The organism is Pseudonocardia kongjuensis (genome assembly GCF_039526905.1).
GTDB classification, from domain to species: domain Bacteria; phylum Actinomycetota; class Actinomycetes; order Mycobacteriales; family Pseudonocardiaceae; genus Pseudonocardia; species Pseudonocardia kongjuensis.
The window spans coordinates 22,858-40,455 of the sequence record NZ_BAAAJK010000011.1; the positions used below are offsets into that span (position 1 = coordinate 22,858).

General features: G+C 72.6%; 9 protein-coding genes and 1 pseudogene. 5 read left to right on the plus strand and 5 right to left on the minus strand.

The window, feature by feature from the left end:
- Positions 1 to 228: 228 nt before the first annotated feature.
- Positions 229 to 420 carry a hypothetical protein gene (locus tag ABD160_RS15310; RefSeq protein ID WP_344022868.1) on the minus strand — a complete coding sequence of 64 codons (192 nt, stop codon included), beginning with the start codon at positions 418 to 420 and terminating at the stop codon, positions 229 to 231.
- 496 nt (positions 421 to 916) lie between these two features.
- The gene (locus ABD160_RS15315; protein ID WP_344022870.1) at positions 917 to 1,543 is read right to left on the minus strand and encodes a rep family protein; all 627 of its coding nucleotides are present in this window, start codon (positions 1,541 to 1,543) and stop codon (positions 917 to 919) included.
- Positions 1,544 to 2,084: 541 nt separating this feature from the next.
- On the opposite strand from ABD160_RS15315, the gene ABD160_RS15320 reads away from it, so the two are divergent.
- From ABD160_RS15320 to ABD160_RS15330, 3 genes and pseudogenes are all read left to right on the plus strand, one after another.
- Entirely contained in the window at positions 2,085 to 4,883 is a 2,799-nt protein-coding gene (locus ABD160_RS15320; RefSeq protein WP_344022872.1) for an ATP-binding protein, read from the plus strand.
- A gap of 106 nt (positions 4,884 to 4,989) precedes the next feature.
- The gene (locus ABD160_RS15325) at positions 4,990 to 5,451 is read left to right on the plus strand and encodes an ester cyclase (protein WP_344022875.1); all 462 of its coding nucleotides are present in this window, start codon (positions 4,990 to 4,992) and stop codon (positions 5,449 to 5,451) included.
- Between the two features lie 422 nt (positions 5,452 to 5,873).
- Positions 5,874 to 7,111, plus strand: a pseudogene (locus tag ABD160_RS15330) (IS256 family transposase).
- A gap of 1,279 nt (positions 7,112 to 8,390) precedes the next feature.
- Here the strand turns inward: ABD160_RS15330 and ABD160_RS15335 are convergent.
- From ABD160_RS15335 to ABD160_RS15345, 3 genes are read right to left on the minus strand one after another with little or no spacing between them, the layout of a single operon-like run.
- Positions 8,391 to 9,650 carry an alpha/beta hydrolase gene (locus tag ABD160_RS15335; protein WP_344022877.1) on the minus strand — a complete coding sequence of 420 codons (1,260 nt, stop codon included), beginning with the start codon at positions 9,648 to 9,650 and terminating at the stop codon, positions 8,391 to 8,393.
- Positions 9,647 to 11,404 carry a (2,3-dihydroxybenzoyl)adenylate synthase gene (locus ABD160_RS15340; protein ID WP_344022879.1) on the minus strand — a complete coding sequence of 586 codons (1,758 nt, stop codon included), beginning with the start codon at positions 11,402 to 11,404 and terminating at the stop codon, positions 9,647 to 9,649. The genes ABD160_RS15335 and ABD160_RS15340 overlap by 4 nt, the downstream gene beginning before the upstream one ends.
- Entirely contained in the window at positions 11,401 to 12,909 is a 1,509-nt protein-coding gene (locus ABD160_RS15345) for an FAD-dependent monooxygenase (protein ID WP_344022881.1), read from the minus strand. Before ABD160_RS15345 ends, ABD160_RS15340 begins: the two co-directional genes overlap by 4 nt.
- A 156-nt stretch (positions 12,910 to 13,065) precedes the next feature.
- On the opposite strand from ABD160_RS15345, the gene ABD160_RS15350 reads away from it, so the two are divergent.
- A complete protein-coding gene (locus tag ABD160_RS15350) occupies positions 13,066 to 15,162 on the plus strand; it encodes a hydantoinase/oxoprolinase family protein (protein ID WP_344022883.1) in 2,097 nt (698 codons plus the stop codon).
- A complete protein-coding gene (locus tag ABD160_RS15355; protein WP_344022885.1) occupies positions 15,162 to 17,468 on the plus strand; it encodes a hydantoinase B/oxoprolinase family protein in 2,307 nt (768 codons plus the stop codon). Before ABD160_RS15350 ends, ABD160_RS15355 begins: the two co-directional genes overlap by 1 nt.
- Positions 17,469 to 17,598 lie beyond the last annotated feature (130 nt).

Genomic DNA, 17,598 nt, shown 5'->3' on the forward strand with positions numbered 1-17,598 from the left:
TCGGGCAGCGACGGTATTCATCGTGATCATCCGGCCCTTGCGGGCTGGGTCATCCACTCTGGAATACTCGTAGTACCGCTTGACTAGCCTGCTGATGTGAGCGTGCAGTTCAGGAGGCACTGGGATGTCGCCTAGCCGGGGCCCGTGGCCGACTGGACGTAATTCGTCTGCCCACCGGTTGTACGCATCGCTGAGGAAGTACGTGTCGTCGGTCATCGGCAGCGCGGGTTAGTCGGCGTCGTCCGCGAGGTCGGGGGCGAGCCCTGGTTCCCCTTGCACGAAGTCGCTCCGTGAGAGGAACCCGGTGCCGTCGCGCGCTTCGATGACGTCGTTCTCACCGAGTTCGCCGTCGCCCCATGTGCGTGGGCCGCCGTCCGGCAGGTAGCTAGCACCGTCGGATCCGTCGGATGCGGTGGTCATGAGGCACTCCTCTCGCGCGTCGGGCCCGGTGCCCGTACGCGCGGGCGAGGTCGGTCGAGCACCAATTTTTGTTACTCTTTGTCGCCTTTATGCTGACCCTCCGGGTCGCCGTGCTGCGGTGCACCGGCAGTGCGTCCCTCGTCCTTCGCTGTCGGCGACGACGCCGGGCTGGCTCGTGGCGTTCATCGCCGCCTGACAGGCCCAGCCAAACCTCGGTGGTGACGGCGCGACTGGCGTACTCGCAGTAGGACCCTCGTGGGAAGGTGATCGTCCCGGCGAGGAGCTGGCCCGGCGCCGGGGATCGGTGCGGGGCCGCACAGTACAAAGCCCCGGTCGCATCCGTTCAGCTCGGAGGCCGGCGCCGTCCGGGCCGTCGCGCTCGGCGACGTCGAGCAGCTCGGCGATGCGCTCGGGCACCCGCGGCCAGTCCTCCGGCTCGATCAGCAGGACGTCGTCTCCGCCGGTGTCCTCGGCCGCGATCTCTTCGTCGGTCCGCTCACGCTCTGCGTCGGCCCAACTCCCGGAAGCCCAGCGACCACGCGATCTGACGACGACCACGGGACGCCTGCTCCCACTCGATCCACCGTTCGCAGTCCTCGGCGAGCCCGGTCGCCAGGGCGTCACGCAGGACGGCGAACGGCGCCCGGTTGCCGCCACGGCCGTCCTTGAACGAGCCGCCGGTGATCTCCACGGTGATGTTGCCGAGGTACTCGGCGACCGCGTCGATCGAGTCCGAGCCGAGGTCGACCGGGCGGACGTCGAGACCGCCGCGGTTCTCGATCGGCGCGGCCAGGCCGGCCCGGTTCAACGCGCGCTCCCACCGGCCGAACATCGCCCCGCCCAGCTCGCCGGCCAACTCACGCGAGACCGGGCCATCGAACGCGACCAGGGCGTGAACGTGCAGGTGCCAGCCGTGCTCGCCGTGGGTGGCCTCGACGACGCGGACCATGCCGAGCGCGCCCCATCGGGTTCGCTCGCGTTCGACGGCCCGCCCGGAAGTCACCGACCGCCACGCCTTGGACAGCGCGTCCCAGAGGTCGCGGAGCGCCTGCCCGCGGTGGTGGCGCATGGTGAAGCTCATCAGGTGCACCGATCCGTCGGCCTCGGCGACAGCACCGAGCACGTGCCGGACCTCCCGGTCAGGCGGGCCGCGATCTCGCGGGCGCACACCGGGCACGATCACGACGCCCCGCAGGTCTGCAACCCGGCAACCTCGGCCCCGACGTCACCGGCGCTGACTGCGTACTGGTGCGGACAGCGTGGTGGTCCACGAGCGGGTTCATCAACTGGACGGACAGGTCCCGGTGGTGCCTGATCTGGTGCCGGCGGCATCAGGCCGATACCTGGGATCCCGGCCTCTGGGCGCGGCCGCGCTCAACAACGGATCTGGGCGGTCGGGTCGGCAGGCTGTTCCAGATCGAGGTGGAGTCCTCCATGCCCGCGCTCTCCTGCCGCTCCGGGTTCGGGCGACCGGTGTCGCCCGTGGTGGGTCGTGCTCGTGACTCCGCGGATGACCTACAGGCCCTGTGCACTGCGGCGGCCCCTGCGGAACATGAAGCTGCAGTCGAGGAGGGATCAGCAGGTCAGAGCCTGGTGTACCGACTCGGAACGACGTGCTGTCGGGCGTTCCCACGTTGCGCGGCGGCCTCCATACTGTGGCGGTGATGACCACCCGCCTCGTCGGTCGCACAGATGAGCTGTCCGCGCTGCTGGCTCACACCGCCTCGGAGCCGCCCGGCGCGGTTCTGGTGACCGGTGAGGCCGGCGTCGGGAAGACGAGGCTGCTCGACGAGCTCGCCGACCGCCTGCGGGGAGCTGCGGCGATCGTGTTGCGCGGCAGCGCCGTCGAGGGCGGCGGTCCGTACCGACCGCTCGTGCGGGCGCTGGTCGGGGCCGCCCCACCCTCGCTCGCCGGATCACCGTCACTCGGCCCGCACGCCGCCGTGCTCGCCCGCCTGCTTCCCGGGTGGCCGCCGCTGCCGCCCGTCAGGGCAGCGGATCTCGTCGACCCGGTCGTCGTGCTCGGTGAGGCCGTCCGCGTGCTCCTGCAGGTGATCGCCGGCGAGCGGCGGGCAGTGCTCATGCTCGACGACCTGCATTGGGCGGACCGGGACACGCTCGACCTCCTGGCCTACCTGTGCGCGGGGGCGGCGCCGGTCCCGCTGGTCCTGGCCGCCCGCGACGACGAGCGCGGCCCCGCCGAGCTGGTCACTGTCGGCCGGCACGCCGGCCGGCAGTTGCTGCGGCCCCTCGACGAGGCGGGCGTCGCGGTACTCGCAGCCGAACGTGCGGGCGCGCCGGTGGCCCCTGAGACCGTGGCCTACCTGTTCGCCGCGTCCGGCGGGCTGCCGCTGCTGGTCGCCGAGCTCACCGCCGGCCTCGTCCAGTCCGGCGGGTTGCGCCGCGAGGGCGGGGTGTGGCGTCCCGATGGGCCGGTGCAGGCTCGGGTGCCAGGAGCGTTCACCCGGCTTGTCGCGGGCCGGGTCCGCGGGCTGGCCACACCGGTCCGGGTGCTGGTCCGTACGGCCGCGCTGTTGGGCGACGACCTGGACTGGCGGTTTGTCGCGACCGCCACCGCGCAGGACGACCCGGCGGCCGGGCTGCGCGCGGCCGTCGACGCGGGCCTGTTCCGCACCGGCGACACGGACGCGCTGCGCTGGCGGCACGCGCTCACACGTGCCGCCGTCCTCGAGGATCTGACCCCGCCGGAGCGGGCCGAGCTGACGCGCCAGACCGTGTCGCACCTGAAGGACGCGGCGCTGACCGGGGCGCAGCGCGCGGTCGCGGCCGACCTGTGCGCGCGGGCCGGCGAACGGTCCCGGGCCGCAGGGTTGCTGCTCGACCACGGCCGCGAGCACCTCGCGGCGGGTGCACTGGTGGCGGCGGGTGACGTGCTCGCCTCCGCGGCCGCATTCGTGGACGACGGCACCGAGCAGGCCGCGGAGGTTGCGGTCGAGCGGCTGCGGGTGCTCGGGCTGCGAGCGCTGACCGACGACGCGCTCGCGCTCGGCGAGCAGGTCCTACCGGGCCTGCCGGTCGACGGGGCCGCCCGGATCCGGCTCCAGCTCGCCCGGGCCTGCGTCGCCGCGGAGCGGTGGGAAGCTGCCGGCCTACATCTGGCGGCTGCCGCTCCGGCGGGCTCCGCCGAGCACCTCGCCCTTGCAGCGAACGTCGCGCTCGGGCGCCACGACGTCGACGGCGCGCTCCGGCTCGCCGCCGACGCCGTCGCGGCCGGCCGGCGGGAGGGGACGCCCGAGGCGGTCTGCGAGGCCCTGGAGATCACCGGGCGGGTGCGACGGTCGTCGGATGCCGCGGCGTCCCGCGCCGCGTTCACCGAGGCCGCGAGGCTGGCCGCCGAGCACCGACTCGTGCCATGGCAGGTCCGCGCGCTGGCCGAGCTGGCCACGCACGATGTATATGGCGCGGGTGATCTCGGACGGCTGCGGGAGGCCCGGCAGCTGGCAGCCGGAGCGGGGATGCCCGGCACGGCACTCATCATGGAGCTGCAGCTCGTCGCGGCCGGCACCAGTATCGACGGCCACGTTGCGACCCTGCCGCTCGCGCGCCGGTGCGCCGATACCGCGACCCGGCTACGTCTCCCGGGGCCCGCCGCGCACGCTCTCGTGTTCGTCGCCCGTGGCCAGTACTGGGGCGGCGACACCGCCGGGGCCTCCGCGACACTCGAGGAGTACCTGCGGCAGAGCCCGGACCCGATCGCTGCGGAGTCGGCGCGGGCCGCGTACCGGTGCTGGGACGCGTGGCTGTCCCACGACGGCAGGCGGGCGGCGGGCGAGCTGTCGCGGACGGTGCAGGCGCTGCGGGCCAGCGCGGTGTCCCGCCCGGCGCCGCTGTGGGGGTACTGGGCGCTGCTGTCGACCGTGGTGCACCCGGACGACCCGGCGCCGCTGGCGGAGCTGCGCGGCTCGGACGCCCTGGTCCAAGTCGCAAACCGGGCCGCCCTGCAGTACGGCGATGCCGTGCTCGCGGCACGGGCCGGTGCCCGGGAACGCTCGCGCGGGCTCGTCGAGGCGGCCGACGCAAGCCTCGCCGGTCACAACCACGAGCGCCTGTTCCTGCGCAGCCTGATGATCGGCCCGGACGGTGCCGCGGCCGCGTTTGACGCCGAGGTGCTCCTGCGCGAGGCACTGACGCGCTGGGAACCGGCCGGCGAGGTGCGTCTGGTGCGTTGGTGCCGGGAGCGGCTGCGAATGCTCGGCCTCCCGGTCCCCCGCCCGGCGCGGGACCGGGCCACGGTCCCGCCGCGGCTGCGTGCACTCGGCGTCACCGGCCGCGAGCTGGAGGTCCTGCGCCTGGTCGCCGGCGGTGCGACCAACGTCGACATCGCGGCCCGGCTGCACGTGTCGACGCGCACGGCCGAGACCCACGTGAGCAGCCTGCTCGCGAAGACCGGGTCGACCGCCCGTGCCGAGCTCGCCGGCTGGCTCCCGGTCCTGGCTCCGTAGCGCGAACGGCTGCCTCCGTGGCCGGCACGGATCCGCCCGCGGCCCGGCCGGACGACCCTCGGGGCACGAGGCCGGGAAGCGGCCGACGTCAGAGAGGACCCCGACCATGACCAGCACCACCGACGCCCGCACCCTGGTGGAGACCCACCTCGCAGAGATGGCCGCCGGCGACCTGGAGGCCTTCGAGCGGAGCTGCCACCCGGCCGCGCGCGACCGGGATGCCCGGGCCATCGGTGCACCGCCCGCCTGCAGCACTCCGGGTGCTGCGGGCTTCCACGCCGCCGCGCTCTGGTTGCGCGGCATGTTCTCCGAGCTCGCCTGGGACGTGCACGAGGCGGTCGCGCAGAACGACCTGGTCGTCGTGCACACAACGATGCGCGGCCGCCACACCGGTCCGCTCACGAAGTACTCGCCGGACGGCGTGCTGGTGATGGACGTCCCCGCGACGGGGAACGAGTTCACCGTCACGCAGACCCACTGGTACCGCCATCGGGAGGGCCTGATCGCCGAGCACTGGCAGAACAGCGACACCCTCGGGCTGCTGCGCCAGCTGGGGCTCGCGGGCTGACGCACTCGCCGCATCTGGACTACCAGCGCTGCGGACGAAGCAACTGCCCGGTTGGCTGGCGTTGTTGCCGAGGTCGTCTGTGCGAGCCGGCCGAGCCGGACGAGATGCGGCGACGTGCTCGCGGGGCGGCACGGGTGATCGAGCTCGACTGCTGACGGGCCGGAACATGCGATGAGGCCATGCTTCCGGTCGGTCAGCCCCGGGTGCACGGCCGGCCTAGCGGGGCACGTCCAGGGGCGGCGGCCCCTCGCCCCGCCAGGCCGCACGGCACCAGGGTCGCACCAGGCACCGACAGCAATGGGTGGCGTCCCCGTTGGTGGTGGAAGTAGCGGCCCTGTCCGGCGTGGCTGACTTCGTAGGAGGGGCCACCGCGTGAGTCTCTGCGTGTACCCGCCAAGGAACACGTAGAGAGGTGCCACGCGATGGCCCTGGACCAGTCTGCCCTGCTCGAAGTCCTCGATGCACTCACGGTCGCCGATGTCGGTGACCGTGTCCGCACCGCCGCAGAGACGATCTATCAGGCGTTGATCGAAGCCGAACTCGCCGACACGATCGGCGCTGCGCTGCGCTGCACGAACGCAGCGATGCCCGCACTGCCCAGCGCAACGGGCACCGCACCCGCACCCTGTCGACCACCGCCGGCGATCTGGAGCTGCGGATCCCCAAGCTGCGCACCGGGAGCTTCTTCCCGTCGCTGCTCGAGCGCCGACGCCGGGTCGACCAGGCGTTGTTCGCGGTGGTGATGGAGGCCTACCTGCACGGCGTCTCGACCAGGAAGGTCGACGACCTGGTCAAGGCCCTCGGAGCCGACTCCGGGATCTCCAAGTCCGAGGTCTCACGGATCTGCGCCGACCTCGACACCGAAGTCGGAGCGTTCCGCGACCGCTCGCTGGCCGAGCAGCGCTTCCCCTACGTGTTCCTCGACGCCACTTACTGCAAGGCCCGGGTGAATCACCGCGTGGTCTCTCAGGCGGTGGTGATCGCCACCGGTGTCCGCGCCGATGGCTGGCGGGAAGTTCTCGGGTTCGCCGTCGGCGACTCCGAGGACGGGGCGTTCTGGACCGCGTTTCTGCGCAGCCTCAAGGCCCGCGGTCTCGGCGGGGTGCAACTGGTGATCTCCGATGCCCACACCGGGCTCACCCAGGCCATCTCGGCGGTGCTGCTCGGCGCGGCCTGGCAGCGCTGCCGGGTGCACTTCCTGCGCAACGTCCTGGCCCAGGTCCCCAAGGGCAACGCCGAGATGGTCGCCGCCGCGATCCGCACGATCTTCACCCAGCCCAAGGCCGACATGGTCCGCGACCAGCTCAACGTGATCGCAGGGATGCTCGGCCGCCAATCAGCGAAGGTCGAGACCATGCTGCGCGACGCCGCCCCTGACCTGCTGGCCTTCGCCGATTTCCCTGCCGCGCACTGGAAGTAGATCTGGTCGACCAACCCGCTGGAACGACTGAACAAGGAGGTCAAACGCCGCACCGACGTGGTCGGGGTGTTCCCCAACCCCGAAGCGCTGCTGCGCCTGGCCGGCGCCGTCCTGGTCGAAGCCCACGACGAATGGCAAGCCGGTGACCGCCGCTACCTCGGCGAAGCCACCATGGCACTACTCGCCCCGCCACCGGCCGGCGACCAACCAGTGGCAGGACCCGAACTCATCACGGCATGATCTGACCTGCAGAGACCCTCGCGAGCGACTTACACCATCCGAGGGGACATCACCACAGCAATGCCGTCGTAAGGGTGTTCTGCAATACGTCGACCGAATCCGGCCAAGCTAAAGCCGAGCCGGACCAGCAGGGCAGTTGCTAGGCAAGAGTCGCGACACCGAACGGCGTGGGACTGCCACGAGCTCCGCCCACAACGAAGAAGTGTCGCGCTGCTCAAATTGAGGACTTGGCCCATTTTGCGTACCCTCAATAGGGAGCGTTCCGGTCGCCCCACCTAAGGCGTCCGACGGTTCCACACCTCAAGGAGTTCGGATGGAGCGAGTTCGGTGACTCCACAGCTTCGGCCGGACTGATCTGGATTCCGACCGCTCAATCCACGACAGAATTAATCTAAGAGTATCCGACGGACATGCAATTCAGGAGTTGAGGGTATCTTCTTCGCGCACCTCGCCGCTCAGTCAGGTTGCCTCCTCGACTCCACTCGCTCCAGTAGATGATGTAATGTGCAGCTTGACGAATTGCGAGCCGCGAGGGAAGTGCTCCGGCGGTAGTCTAGCGATCTCTAAAAATCACACTTCCTCGAGTTCGATCGAGTGCTTCCAGCAAATAGGTTGCGGAGCAGCACAGCTTCACAAAATAGAATGTCGTCCACCGAGCACGCGGGTTGGATAGTCCCACTCCGCCGATCGACCTACCCTGGATGTGATCCGGGAATGGGAGGCCAGTCAGGAGTGGACAACCATGCCGGGGTCATCCGGGCGTCGGTGGGCCAGGATTCCTCAGGAGCGGGACAGCGCTCTCGACGACCCGGATTGCAGCCGGGGGCATGGTCCAGACGTCCTTGCTTGTCGGCAAGGCTGACTCCTCTGAGGAGGTCAGCGAGTGCGGGATGGCGGGTGTACCGCTGGGCCAGGACGGTCGCGGCCGTGACGCCCCGGTGAAGCCGCCAGGGCTCGTGACCTGCAGGGCTGAGTCGACGTCGACCCGCGTGATCGTCACCGGGCCGCACGACAACGACTCGCGGTCGGACACCCGCTCACGCACTTGGAGTTTCTCGTCTGCGAAATCTGCAACGAGCAGGTGCGGGCGCCGATCCGTGGGGTTTCAACCGCGCCAGTACGTGAGCTGTGGACGCGTGACTGTCGGTGCTGTGTGCCCCGCTCTGTCGGGCGACCACGCCCACCCGGCGCGCCGGCGAGGAGTGGCTGCACGTCCTGTGGGGCAGCGTCGAGTTCAGTCGACGCCGAGACGCTGGTGCACCTGAGCCGCCGCCCCGGCTCACCCCCGCACGGTCTCGAACCGCTCACCGACCCACGTCTCGATGATCTCCGCCGCGGCCGCGTAACCGGTCGGCTCACCCGGCGCGAGCGGCTGCCCGAAGTGCGCCCCGCGCACCCGGTGGCGGGTCTTGTCCCGGGCGGCGATCGCCGCGAACATCCGGTCACTGTCGTCCGGGAACGCGGCCTGGTCGCCGGTGAGCTCGACGAACGCGGTCGGCACGTGCACGCCCGCCGCGCACCGTTCGAACCCGGCGTTGCCGGCGAACGCCGACCAGGTGGACAGCCAGGCGTCCGGCGTGGTGAGCCGACCGAAGCCGACCAGGCCGGAGTTGGTGAGGTCCGGCCTGCGCCCGAACAGCGAGCCGTACGGGCGGTCGTTCGGGTCGATGGACGGGTCGACGAAGCGGGGATCGGCGTCGGTCCGGTAGGTGGTGATGATCCGCGGCGCCAGTGCCGCCCGGCGGTCCCGCGGGTCCGCGGTGCGGGCGAACCGGGCCCGGTGCCCGGCGGCCCCGGCCGCCCACTCCCGGGCGGCGGCGTCGATCCGGGCGACCCGGCGACGCTGGGCCGCGCGGTACTCCCGGAGGAACCCCGGCTCGTACGACGACGCGTCCGGTGCCGGGACGAAGCCGTTGCCCGGGTCGTACATGTCCAGTTCCGGCACGACCGACAGCGGATCGGTCTCGTCGCCGACCGAGGGATCGATGCAGGTCAGGAGCAGCTGACCGGGCCCGGGATGCGGGGCGAGGAACAGCGCGCCGTCGGGCACCGGCAGCTGCGCACCGGCCAGCGGGACCGGCCTGCCGGCCGGGGTGACCTCGATCCGGGACCCGGGCTCCAGCCCGGCCTGCTCGATGTAGAAGGCCATCAGGGCACCGCCGCCGGAGTGCCCGAAGGTCAGCACCGTGCCGAAGCCGAGCTCGCGCAACCGGACCTGGCCCGCCGCCAGGTCGAGCAGAGCCTGCTCGTGCACCAGGTTGATGTCGTTGTTCGGCGACCGGGTGTCCTGCGTCCAGACGGACACGCCCATCTGCAGCAGGTGCGCCACCATCGGATGGTGGGCCAGCATCTGCCGCGGATGGGCCAGCGCGACGACCGTCGTCGAGCCCCCGATCGCGTGCAGCACCCCCGTCACGCGGGCGCCGTCGGCGGTGGTGAGCTCGTGCAGGCTCGTCGTCACCCCGGCCGGTGGCTGCACCCGGTCGACGTCGCGGCCCGCGCCGAGCCGGTCCACCGCGCGGCCGGTCGGCGCGCTCACGTCGCGTCCCGGTCCGGGCCGGCACCGGGGACCGGGACGGCCCGGCGGGCCGGGCGTCCGGCCCGCCGGATCGGGTGTGCGCTCTCGGGCACGTCGGCTCTCCTGTCCGGTGCACGGGTGGCCCCGCCGCCCGCCACCTTCCGTGCGATGTCGGCGGCCAGCCGCTTCTTGTCCGTCTTCCCGACGAGGGTGCGCGGGATCTCGGGCAGGTGCTCGAGGCGTTCGGGCCATTTGAACGTCGCGACCCCGAGCGCCGCGAAGTGCTCCTGCACCGCGGGCAGCGCCAGCTCCTCCCCGTCGACGACGAGATAGGCGCAGGTCCGCTCGCCGAGCCGCGGATCCGGCATCGGCACCACGGCGGCCGCGGTGATCCGCGGGTGCCGCAGCAGGATCAGCTCCACCTCCTCGGCGTTGATCTTCTCGCCGCCGCGGTTGATGAGGTCCTTGATCCGGCCCTCGATCGACAGGTAGCGGCCGCCGTCGATCGTCACGAACGCGGCGAGATCGCCGGTGCGGTAGAAGCCGTCGGAGGTGAAGGCGCGGGCGTTGTGCTCGGGCGCGTCGAGATAGCCGCGCAGCGTGTAGGGGCCGCGGGCGCACAGCTCGCCGGTCTCGCCGTCGCCGACCGGGCTCTCGGTGCCGGGTTCCAGGATCCGCACCTCGTCCAGTGTGGACAGCGGGGTGCCCACGGTCGTCAGCCGGGCCGCCCGCGGCGCACCGGGACGGGTGGTCAGGAACAGGCCCTCGCCCATCCCGAACAGCTGGCCGATCCAGAATCCGCGGGCCTCCAGCGCGTCGAACAGCGCCGGTGGCACCTTGCTGCCGGACAGGACGATCCGCTCGACCGCCCGGGTGGCGGCGGCGAACCCGGGATGGTCGACGGCCCGGTAGTGCCCGTGCCCGAGCAGCACGTCGGTGGCGGCCTCGCGGGCCATCAGCGGCAGCGACTCGTCGAGATCGGGGGAGCCGAGCACCAGGCAGCCACCGACGCTGTGCGCGGCGTGCACCGCGCAGACGATCCCGGCGTTGTGGATCACCGGGATGAGGTGTGCGATCCGGGACCCGCAGGTCCAGCCCCAGGACCGGGCGTACTCGGCGGCGTTGTACCAGTACTCGGCGTGCAGCCGGGGGATCACCTTGGGCACGCCGGTGGTGCCGCCGGAGAGCTGGTGGGCGGCGACGTCGTCCGGGTCGATGCCGGTCTGGATCCGCTCGACGACGGCGCGGGCCCCGGCCGGGTCCCGGTCCCGGCCGAGCGAGTCGACCGGCACGCCGCGCGGGTCGTCGCCGAGCACGAGCACGTGCCGCAGCGTCGGGTGGTCGCGCCGGGTCGCCTCGGCGAAGCCGACGAGATCGAAGTTGCGCACCCCGGCGTCGACCAGGTGCGCGACCGCGCCGACCCGCCTGCTGATGTCGCCGATCTCGTGCGCCCGGTGCGCGGCGAGGGTGGCGACCGGGACGAGTCCGGCCTTGAGGACGCCGTACCAGGCGACGACGGCGCCGAGCCGGTTGGTGACCTGGAACAGCACCGGATCGCCGGGGCGCAGCCCGAGCCCGGCCAGGCCCGCGGCGAGCAGGTCGGTGCGCTCGTCGAGCTCGGCGAAGGTGAGCCGCCCGTCCAGCGCGACGACGGCGTCCCGGTCCGGGTGGGCGCGGGCGATCCGGTGGAACTCGGTGGCGATCGTCGCGGTGCCCCACAGGCCGCTGTCGCGGTAGCGGCGGACTGCGGCCTCCGGGTAGGGGACGGGTGTCATGCGCTCTCCTCGGTGAGGGCGACGAGATCGGTGCGGCCGCTGATCAGCCCGGCGGCGAGATCGTCGCGCAGGCCGGCGGTCCCCTGCACGGCGGTGAGCACACCGGTCTCGCACCGGACGCGTTCGGCGAGATCGAGCCGGGTGAGCAGGGCGGGCCGGTCGTCCGGCCCGGTGATCAGCACGCCGTCGGTGCCGCGGGCGCGGGCGACCAGCGCGTCGCCCTCCGGCGACCACGGGTCGTGCAGGTCGGCGTGCAGCCGGGGGAGGGCCGGGACGGCGGTGCGGTCGGGGAACGAGCGGGCGCCGTGCACGAGCGGGGTGCCGATGATCCGGTCGACCAGGTCGTCGGTGCCGGGACCGTCGTCGCCGTACTGCCGCAGGGCCGCGCCGACGACGTCCGGGCTGGTCCGGGCGAACCGGTCCAGCGGCACGTTCCCGGCCCGGGACATGTAGGCCACCATCAGCCGTTCCACCGGCAGCCCCAGCCGGGACGGGAACGACTCCCACCACAGCTGGCTGCGCCGGGCCAGCTCCTGGAGCCGTTCGACCCACGGCCGGCGGGCCGCCTCGTAGCGGTCGAAGGCGGTGCCGGCGTCCGGTGCCTCGCGCAGCGCGTCGACCAGCGCGATGGCGTCCTCCATCGCCAGCTTGGTGCCGGAGCCGACCGAGAAGTGCGCGGTGTGCGCGGCGTCGCCGAGCAGCACCGTGTTGCCCTGCGACCAGCGGTCGCAGCGCACGGTGCGGAAGCGCAGCCAGCGCGTCCGGTTCCCGATCAGCGGCCGGCCGCGCAGCTGCCCGGCGAAGACCTGCTCCAGGTAGCGCAGCGACGTCTGGTCGGAGTCCTCGGGCCCGGTCGCCGCGGTCGTCGCGTCGAACCCGGCGCGCCGCCAGGTCCGCTCGTCGGTCTCGACCAGGAAGGTGGAGCGGCCGCCGGAGTAGGGGTAGGCGTGCGTGACGAACACCCCGTGCTCGGTCTCGACCGGGGCGAACACGGCGTCGTCGAGCGGGAAGTCGGTGCCGCACCACAGGTAGAGGCCGCGCCCGGTCTCGATCCGCCCGCCGAAGCCGCCGCTCGCGCGGGTCGCGCTGGACACGCCGTCCGCGGCGATCACGACGTCCGCGTCGAGCTCGGCGGCGCTGCGCCGGACCCCGAACCCGAGCTCGACGCCGGCCTTCTCGGCGTGCCGCTGCAGCACGGCGAGCAGATCGGTGCGGGCGATGCCGATCAGCCGGTCGTTGCGCACCCGGGCGACGCGCCCCCCGACCTGCATCGTCGAGTCGTGCCGCAGGCCGGTCGCGACCAGCTCGCGCAGGGTGTCCGGATCGGCGGCCGCCAGCCTGCGCTGGGTGCCGGCGGCGAGCCCGACCCCGAACCCGAAGGTCGTGTCGGCCCCGCCCTGCTCGTGCACCCGGACCTCGCAGGCCGGGTTCGCGAGCTTCAGCAGGCGCGCCGCGTAGAGCCCGCCGGGGCCCCCGCCCAGTACCGCGACCCGTCGTGGCTGCATCGGCGGACCTCCGTGACGTCGTGCTCGACAGAATGCTTGACAGAAACGTCGATTATTCGACGACGGCTGGGCGCAGAAGTCAAGATTGACCCTGTCGTAGATGTTGAATACTCTACGCCATCGTCAGCCATCCCACTGCGCGAAGGAGCGCCAGCCATGGCCTATGTCATCGGCGTGGACGTGGGCGGCACGTTCACCGACGCCGTTCTCGACGACGACGCCGGAACCGTGCTCGCCGCGAAGTCACCTTCCACCCCGCCGGACTACTCCCGGGGCGTCCTCGACGTCCTGCGGCTGCTGGCCGAGCAGCTCGGGACGAGCCTGTCCGGGATGCTGGCGCAGACCCACCACATCGCGCACGGCACCACGTCCTCGCTGAACGCGCTGGTCATGGGCGACGTGCCGCCGGTCGGGTTCCTGACCACGAAGGGGCACCGGGACTCGATCTTCATCATGAACGTCGAGGGCCGCTACCTCGGCCGCTCCCCGCACGAGCTGCAGTACGTCCTCGGCCAGGACAAGGACCACGCGCTGCTGCCCAAGCGGCACGCGCTGGAGGTCACCGAGCGGATCGACCGGGACGGCACCGTCGTCGTCGGGCTCGACGAGGACGAGGCGCGCGCCGCGATCCGCAGCCTGCTGGCCGACGGCATCCGCGCGATCGCCGTCTCGCTGCTGTGGTCGTTCCGGAACCCGGCGCACGAGCGCCGGCTGCGCGAGCTGATCGCCGAGCAGGACCCGGACGTCTTCGTCGCGCTGTCCTGCGAGGTCAGCCCGCGGATCCGGGAGTTCGCCCGGAACGCCACCACGATCATGAGCACGCAGATCGGGCCGGGACTGCGTGACTACCTGGGGACGCTGGAGAGCTCGCTGCGGGAGGGCGGGCTGCGCGGCCCGCTGCTGGTCATGCAGTCCAACGGCGGCGCCGTGGCGGCCAAGGAGGCCCCGGCCGCCGCCATCTCCACCGTCGGCTCGGTGCTGACCGGCGGCGTGATCGGGAGCGTCGCGCTGGGCCGCCAGCTCGGCCACCGCAACATCATCTCCACCGACGTCGGCGGCACCACGTTCCTGGCCGGCCTCGTCGTCGACGGCGAGCCGGTGCGCGACACCACCACGGTGATCAACCACCACCCGATCAACGTCCCCACGCTGCGGGTCGACGCGATCGGCTCCGGCGGCGGCGCGATCGCCTGGCTGGACGCCGGCGGGAACCTGCGGATCGGCCCGCGCAGCGCCCAGGCCGTCCCCGGCCCGGCCTGCTACGGGGCGGGCGGCACCGAGCCCACGAACACCGACGCCAACCTGGTGCTCGGCATCCTGCCGGAGAAGGGGCTGCTCGGCGGGCGCAAGCCGCTGTCCCTCGAGCTCGCGCGGCAGGCCATCGACACCCAGATCGCGAAGCCGCTCGGCCTGTCCGTCGAGGAGGCGGCCGCCGCGATCTACACCGTGCAGAACGCCCAGACCGGCGACCTGCTGCGCAAGACGGTCGTCGAGTCCGGCCACGATCCGCGCAACTTCGTGCTCTACGCCTTCGGCGGGGCGGGACCCGCGCACTGCGCCGGGTACGCCGCCGAGGTCGGCTGCGCCGAGGTCGTCGTCCCGCTGGGGCCGGTCGCCAGCGCGTTCTCCGCGTTCGGGCTGGCCTCCAGCGACATCGTGCTGGCCGCCGAGCTGTCCGATCCGCTGACCGTGCCGTTCGACCCGCAGCGCGCGGAGCGGAACTTCGCCGAGCTGGAGCAGCGGGTCCGGGCGGGCCTGGAGCGCCAGGGCGTGACGTTCTCCACGGTGGAGCTGCACCGCGAGATCGACATGCGGTACTCGATGCAGCTCGCCGAGGTCACCGCGCCGGTCGCGGACGGCCCGCTCGGCATGCCGGAGGTCGAGGCCGCCGCGGACGCGTTCGAGAAGCGGTACGCGGAGCTGTTCGGCCGGGACGCCGGCTTCCGCGAGGCCGGGATCCAGGCGATCACCTTCCGGGTCCGGGCGGTCGGCGTGCTGCCGTTCAGCCCCGAGCTGCCCCCGGTGCCCGCGGCGACGTCGGAGGCCGTCGGGTTCACCAGCCGGCCGGTCCAGCTCGACGCCCGGCTCGGCTACGTCGACACCCCGGTGCACGACTACCGCGAGCTGCGGGCCGGCCACGTGCTGCACGGACCGGCGATCGTCGAGGTGCCGACCACCACCGTCGTCGTCCCCGGCGGGACCACCGGAACCGTCGACCACCTCGGCAACCTCTCCATCCGCAGGAGCGCCTGATGACCATGCCGATCCCCGGCTCGGAGGTCTTCTCCAGCCGTCCCGTCGATCCCGACGAGCTCGCCCGCTCGCTGCCCTCGGCGCTGGCCGTGCACACCGTCGGCCAGGAGCAGATCGACGCGCTGGACCCGCTCACCTACGAGGTCGTGCGGCACCGGCTGTGGTCGGTGACCGACGAGATGGGCGAGGCGCTCAAGCGCATGTCCGGCTCGCCGATCGTCACCGACGCCAACGACTTCGACTTCGCCATCTCCGACGAGCTGGGTCAGGAGGTGCAGGTCGGGCTCTACAACACGATGCTGGTCGGCGCCGTCGACCTGGCGATCTACTGGACGCTGCGGAACCGGGCGGACAACCCGGGCATCGAGGCCGGCGACATGTTCCTGTGCAACGACCCGTGGGTCGGCGGCGGGCTGCACCAGAACGACGTGATCGTCTACCAGCCGGTGTTCCACGACGGGAAGCTGTTCGCCTGGACCAGCGCCGTCGCGCACCAGCCCGATCTCGGCGGCGTCGGGCTCGGGTCGTTCTCACCCGCCGCGCAGGACGTGTTCTCCGAGTCGCTGCCCACCCCGCCGGTCAAGGTGGTGCGCGGCGGGCAGCTGCAGCGCGACGTCGCCGACCTGTGGGTGCGGCGCTCCCGGGTACCGATGCTGGTCGGCCTGGACCTGCGGGCCAAGATCGGCGCGAACAACGTCGGCGCCGAGCGGCTGGCCGCGCTCGTCGAGCAGTACGGCGCGGACACCGTGAAGGCCGTGATGAAGCGGATGATGTCCGACGCCGAGTCCCGGCTGAAGGACAAGCTCGCCGCGCTGCCGGACGGCTCGTGGACCGCCACCGGCTACCAGGACCAGTCGCACGAGGGCGACCGCGGCCTGCACCGGATCACCGTGCGGACGACGAAGACCGCCGACCGGCTGACCTTCGACTTCACCGGCACCGATCCGCAGGCCGGCGTCATCAACTGCACCTACGCCGGCATGCGCGGCGGCGTGATGCTGGCGCTGCTGCCGATCCTCGCCCACGACATCCCGTGGTCGGCGGGCGGGCTGATGCGCTGCTTCGACCTGGTCACCGAGGAGGGCACGCTCAACAACGCGACCTTCCCGGCCGCCGTCGGGCGCGGGCCGATCGGGCCGGCCTGGCTGACCGGCAGCCTGATCGCCGAGTGCCTGTCCCAGATGCTCGATCGCGACCTGGAGCTCGGCAAGAACGTGCAGGCCACCTGCTGCGGCACCTGGGACACCGCGGTCATCGCCGGGCTGGACGAGCGCGGCGAGCAGCCCGCGCCGTTCCTGTCGATCATGATGGAGCCGATGGCCGGCGGCTACGGCGCCCGGCCGCACGCCGACGGCGTGGACACCGGCGGGCTGCTCGGTATCCCGATGGGCCGGGTCCCGGACGTCGAGATGACCGAGTTCATGTACCCGGTCCTCGCACTCTGGCGGCGCGAGGTGCGCGACTCCGGCGGCCCGGGGCGGCACCGCGGCGGGCTCGGCGCCTCGATCGCGCTCACCCCGCACGGCACGAGCATCCCGATGGGCCTGGTCCTGGCCTCGGCCGGCAAGGCCGTCGCGCAGAACGCCGGGCTCTGCGGCGGGCATCCCGGCAACAGCGGGCTCGACGTCGTCGCGCGGAACAGCCGGATCGCCGAGCTGCTGGCCGCCGGCCGGCTGCCCTCCGAGCTCGACGAGATCAGCGACACCCTCGAACCCGGCCAGAACTACGTCTCCAGCCATCTCGCCCCCGGGGAGGTGTTCGCGATGACCTGGCAGGGGGGTGGCGGCTACGGCGACCCGCTCACCCGCGATCCCGCCGCCGTGCTGCGCGACCTGCGCGAGCAGAAGATCACCCCGGCCGCCGCGGCGGAGGTCTACGGGGTGGTCGCCGCGGACGGGGCGGTCGACCCGGATGCCACCCGGGCCGAGCGGGACCGGTTGCGGGACGGGCGTCGCGCGCGGTCCCGGATCGTCGGCCGGACCCGCGGCCGGGCGGACCTGACCTCGGCCAGGCGGATCGACGACAACCTCGCCGAGGTCGGCGACACCATCGTCTGCGTGCACTGCGCCGAGATCCTCGGCGACACCGGCGGCGGATCACCGCTGGCCCTGGCCGTGTACGACGGCCCGCCGACCGACGCCGGGCCGCAGATCATCGCCGTCGCGGCGGACTACGTCGACGCGCCCGTCGTGTTCCGCCAGTACAGCTGCCCGTCCTGCTGGACGGCGCTGTCCTCGGCGGTCGTCCCGGCCGACCATCCGGACCACGCGACCACGCTGGGCCGGCTGACCGTCACCACCGGATAGCGGACGACGACCGGCCGGGGACGGAACGGGGCGGGCCGGGCCGGACGGCACGGAAGAACGGGCGGGCGGTACCGGGAGACCGGGGCCGCCCGCCCGGCGTCGTACCGGCGAACCGGGCGTCACCCGCGGC

Coding starts and splice junctions, on each gene's coding strand:
- ABD160_RS15310 (WP_344022868.1), bottom strand. CDS start 420: ATGACCACCGCATCCGACGGATCCGACGGTGCTAGCTACCTGCCGGAC.
- ABD160_RS15320 (WP_344022872.1), top strand. CDS start 2,085: ATGACCACCCGCCTCGTCGGTCGCACAGATGAGCTGTCCGCGCTGCTG.
- ABD160_RS15325 (WP_344022875.1), top strand. CDS start 4,990: ATGACCAGCACCACCGACGCCCGCACCCTGGTGGAGACCCACCTCGCA.
- ABD160_RS15340 (WP_344022879.1), bottom strand. CDS start 11,404: ATGACACCCGTCCCCTACCCGGAGGCCGCAGTCCGCCGCTACCGCGAC.
- ABD160_RS15345 (WP_344022881.1), bottom strand. CDS start 12,909: ATGCAGCCACGACGGGTCGCGGTACTGGGCGGGGGCCCCGGCGGGCTC.
- ABD160_RS15350 (WP_344022883.1), top strand. CDS start 13,066: ATGGCCTATGTCATCGGCGTGGACGTGGGCGGCACGTTCACCGACGCC.
- ABD160_RS15355 (WP_344022885.1), top strand. CDS start 15,162: ATGACCATGCCGATCCCCGGCTCGGAGGTCTTCTCCAGCCGTCCCGTC.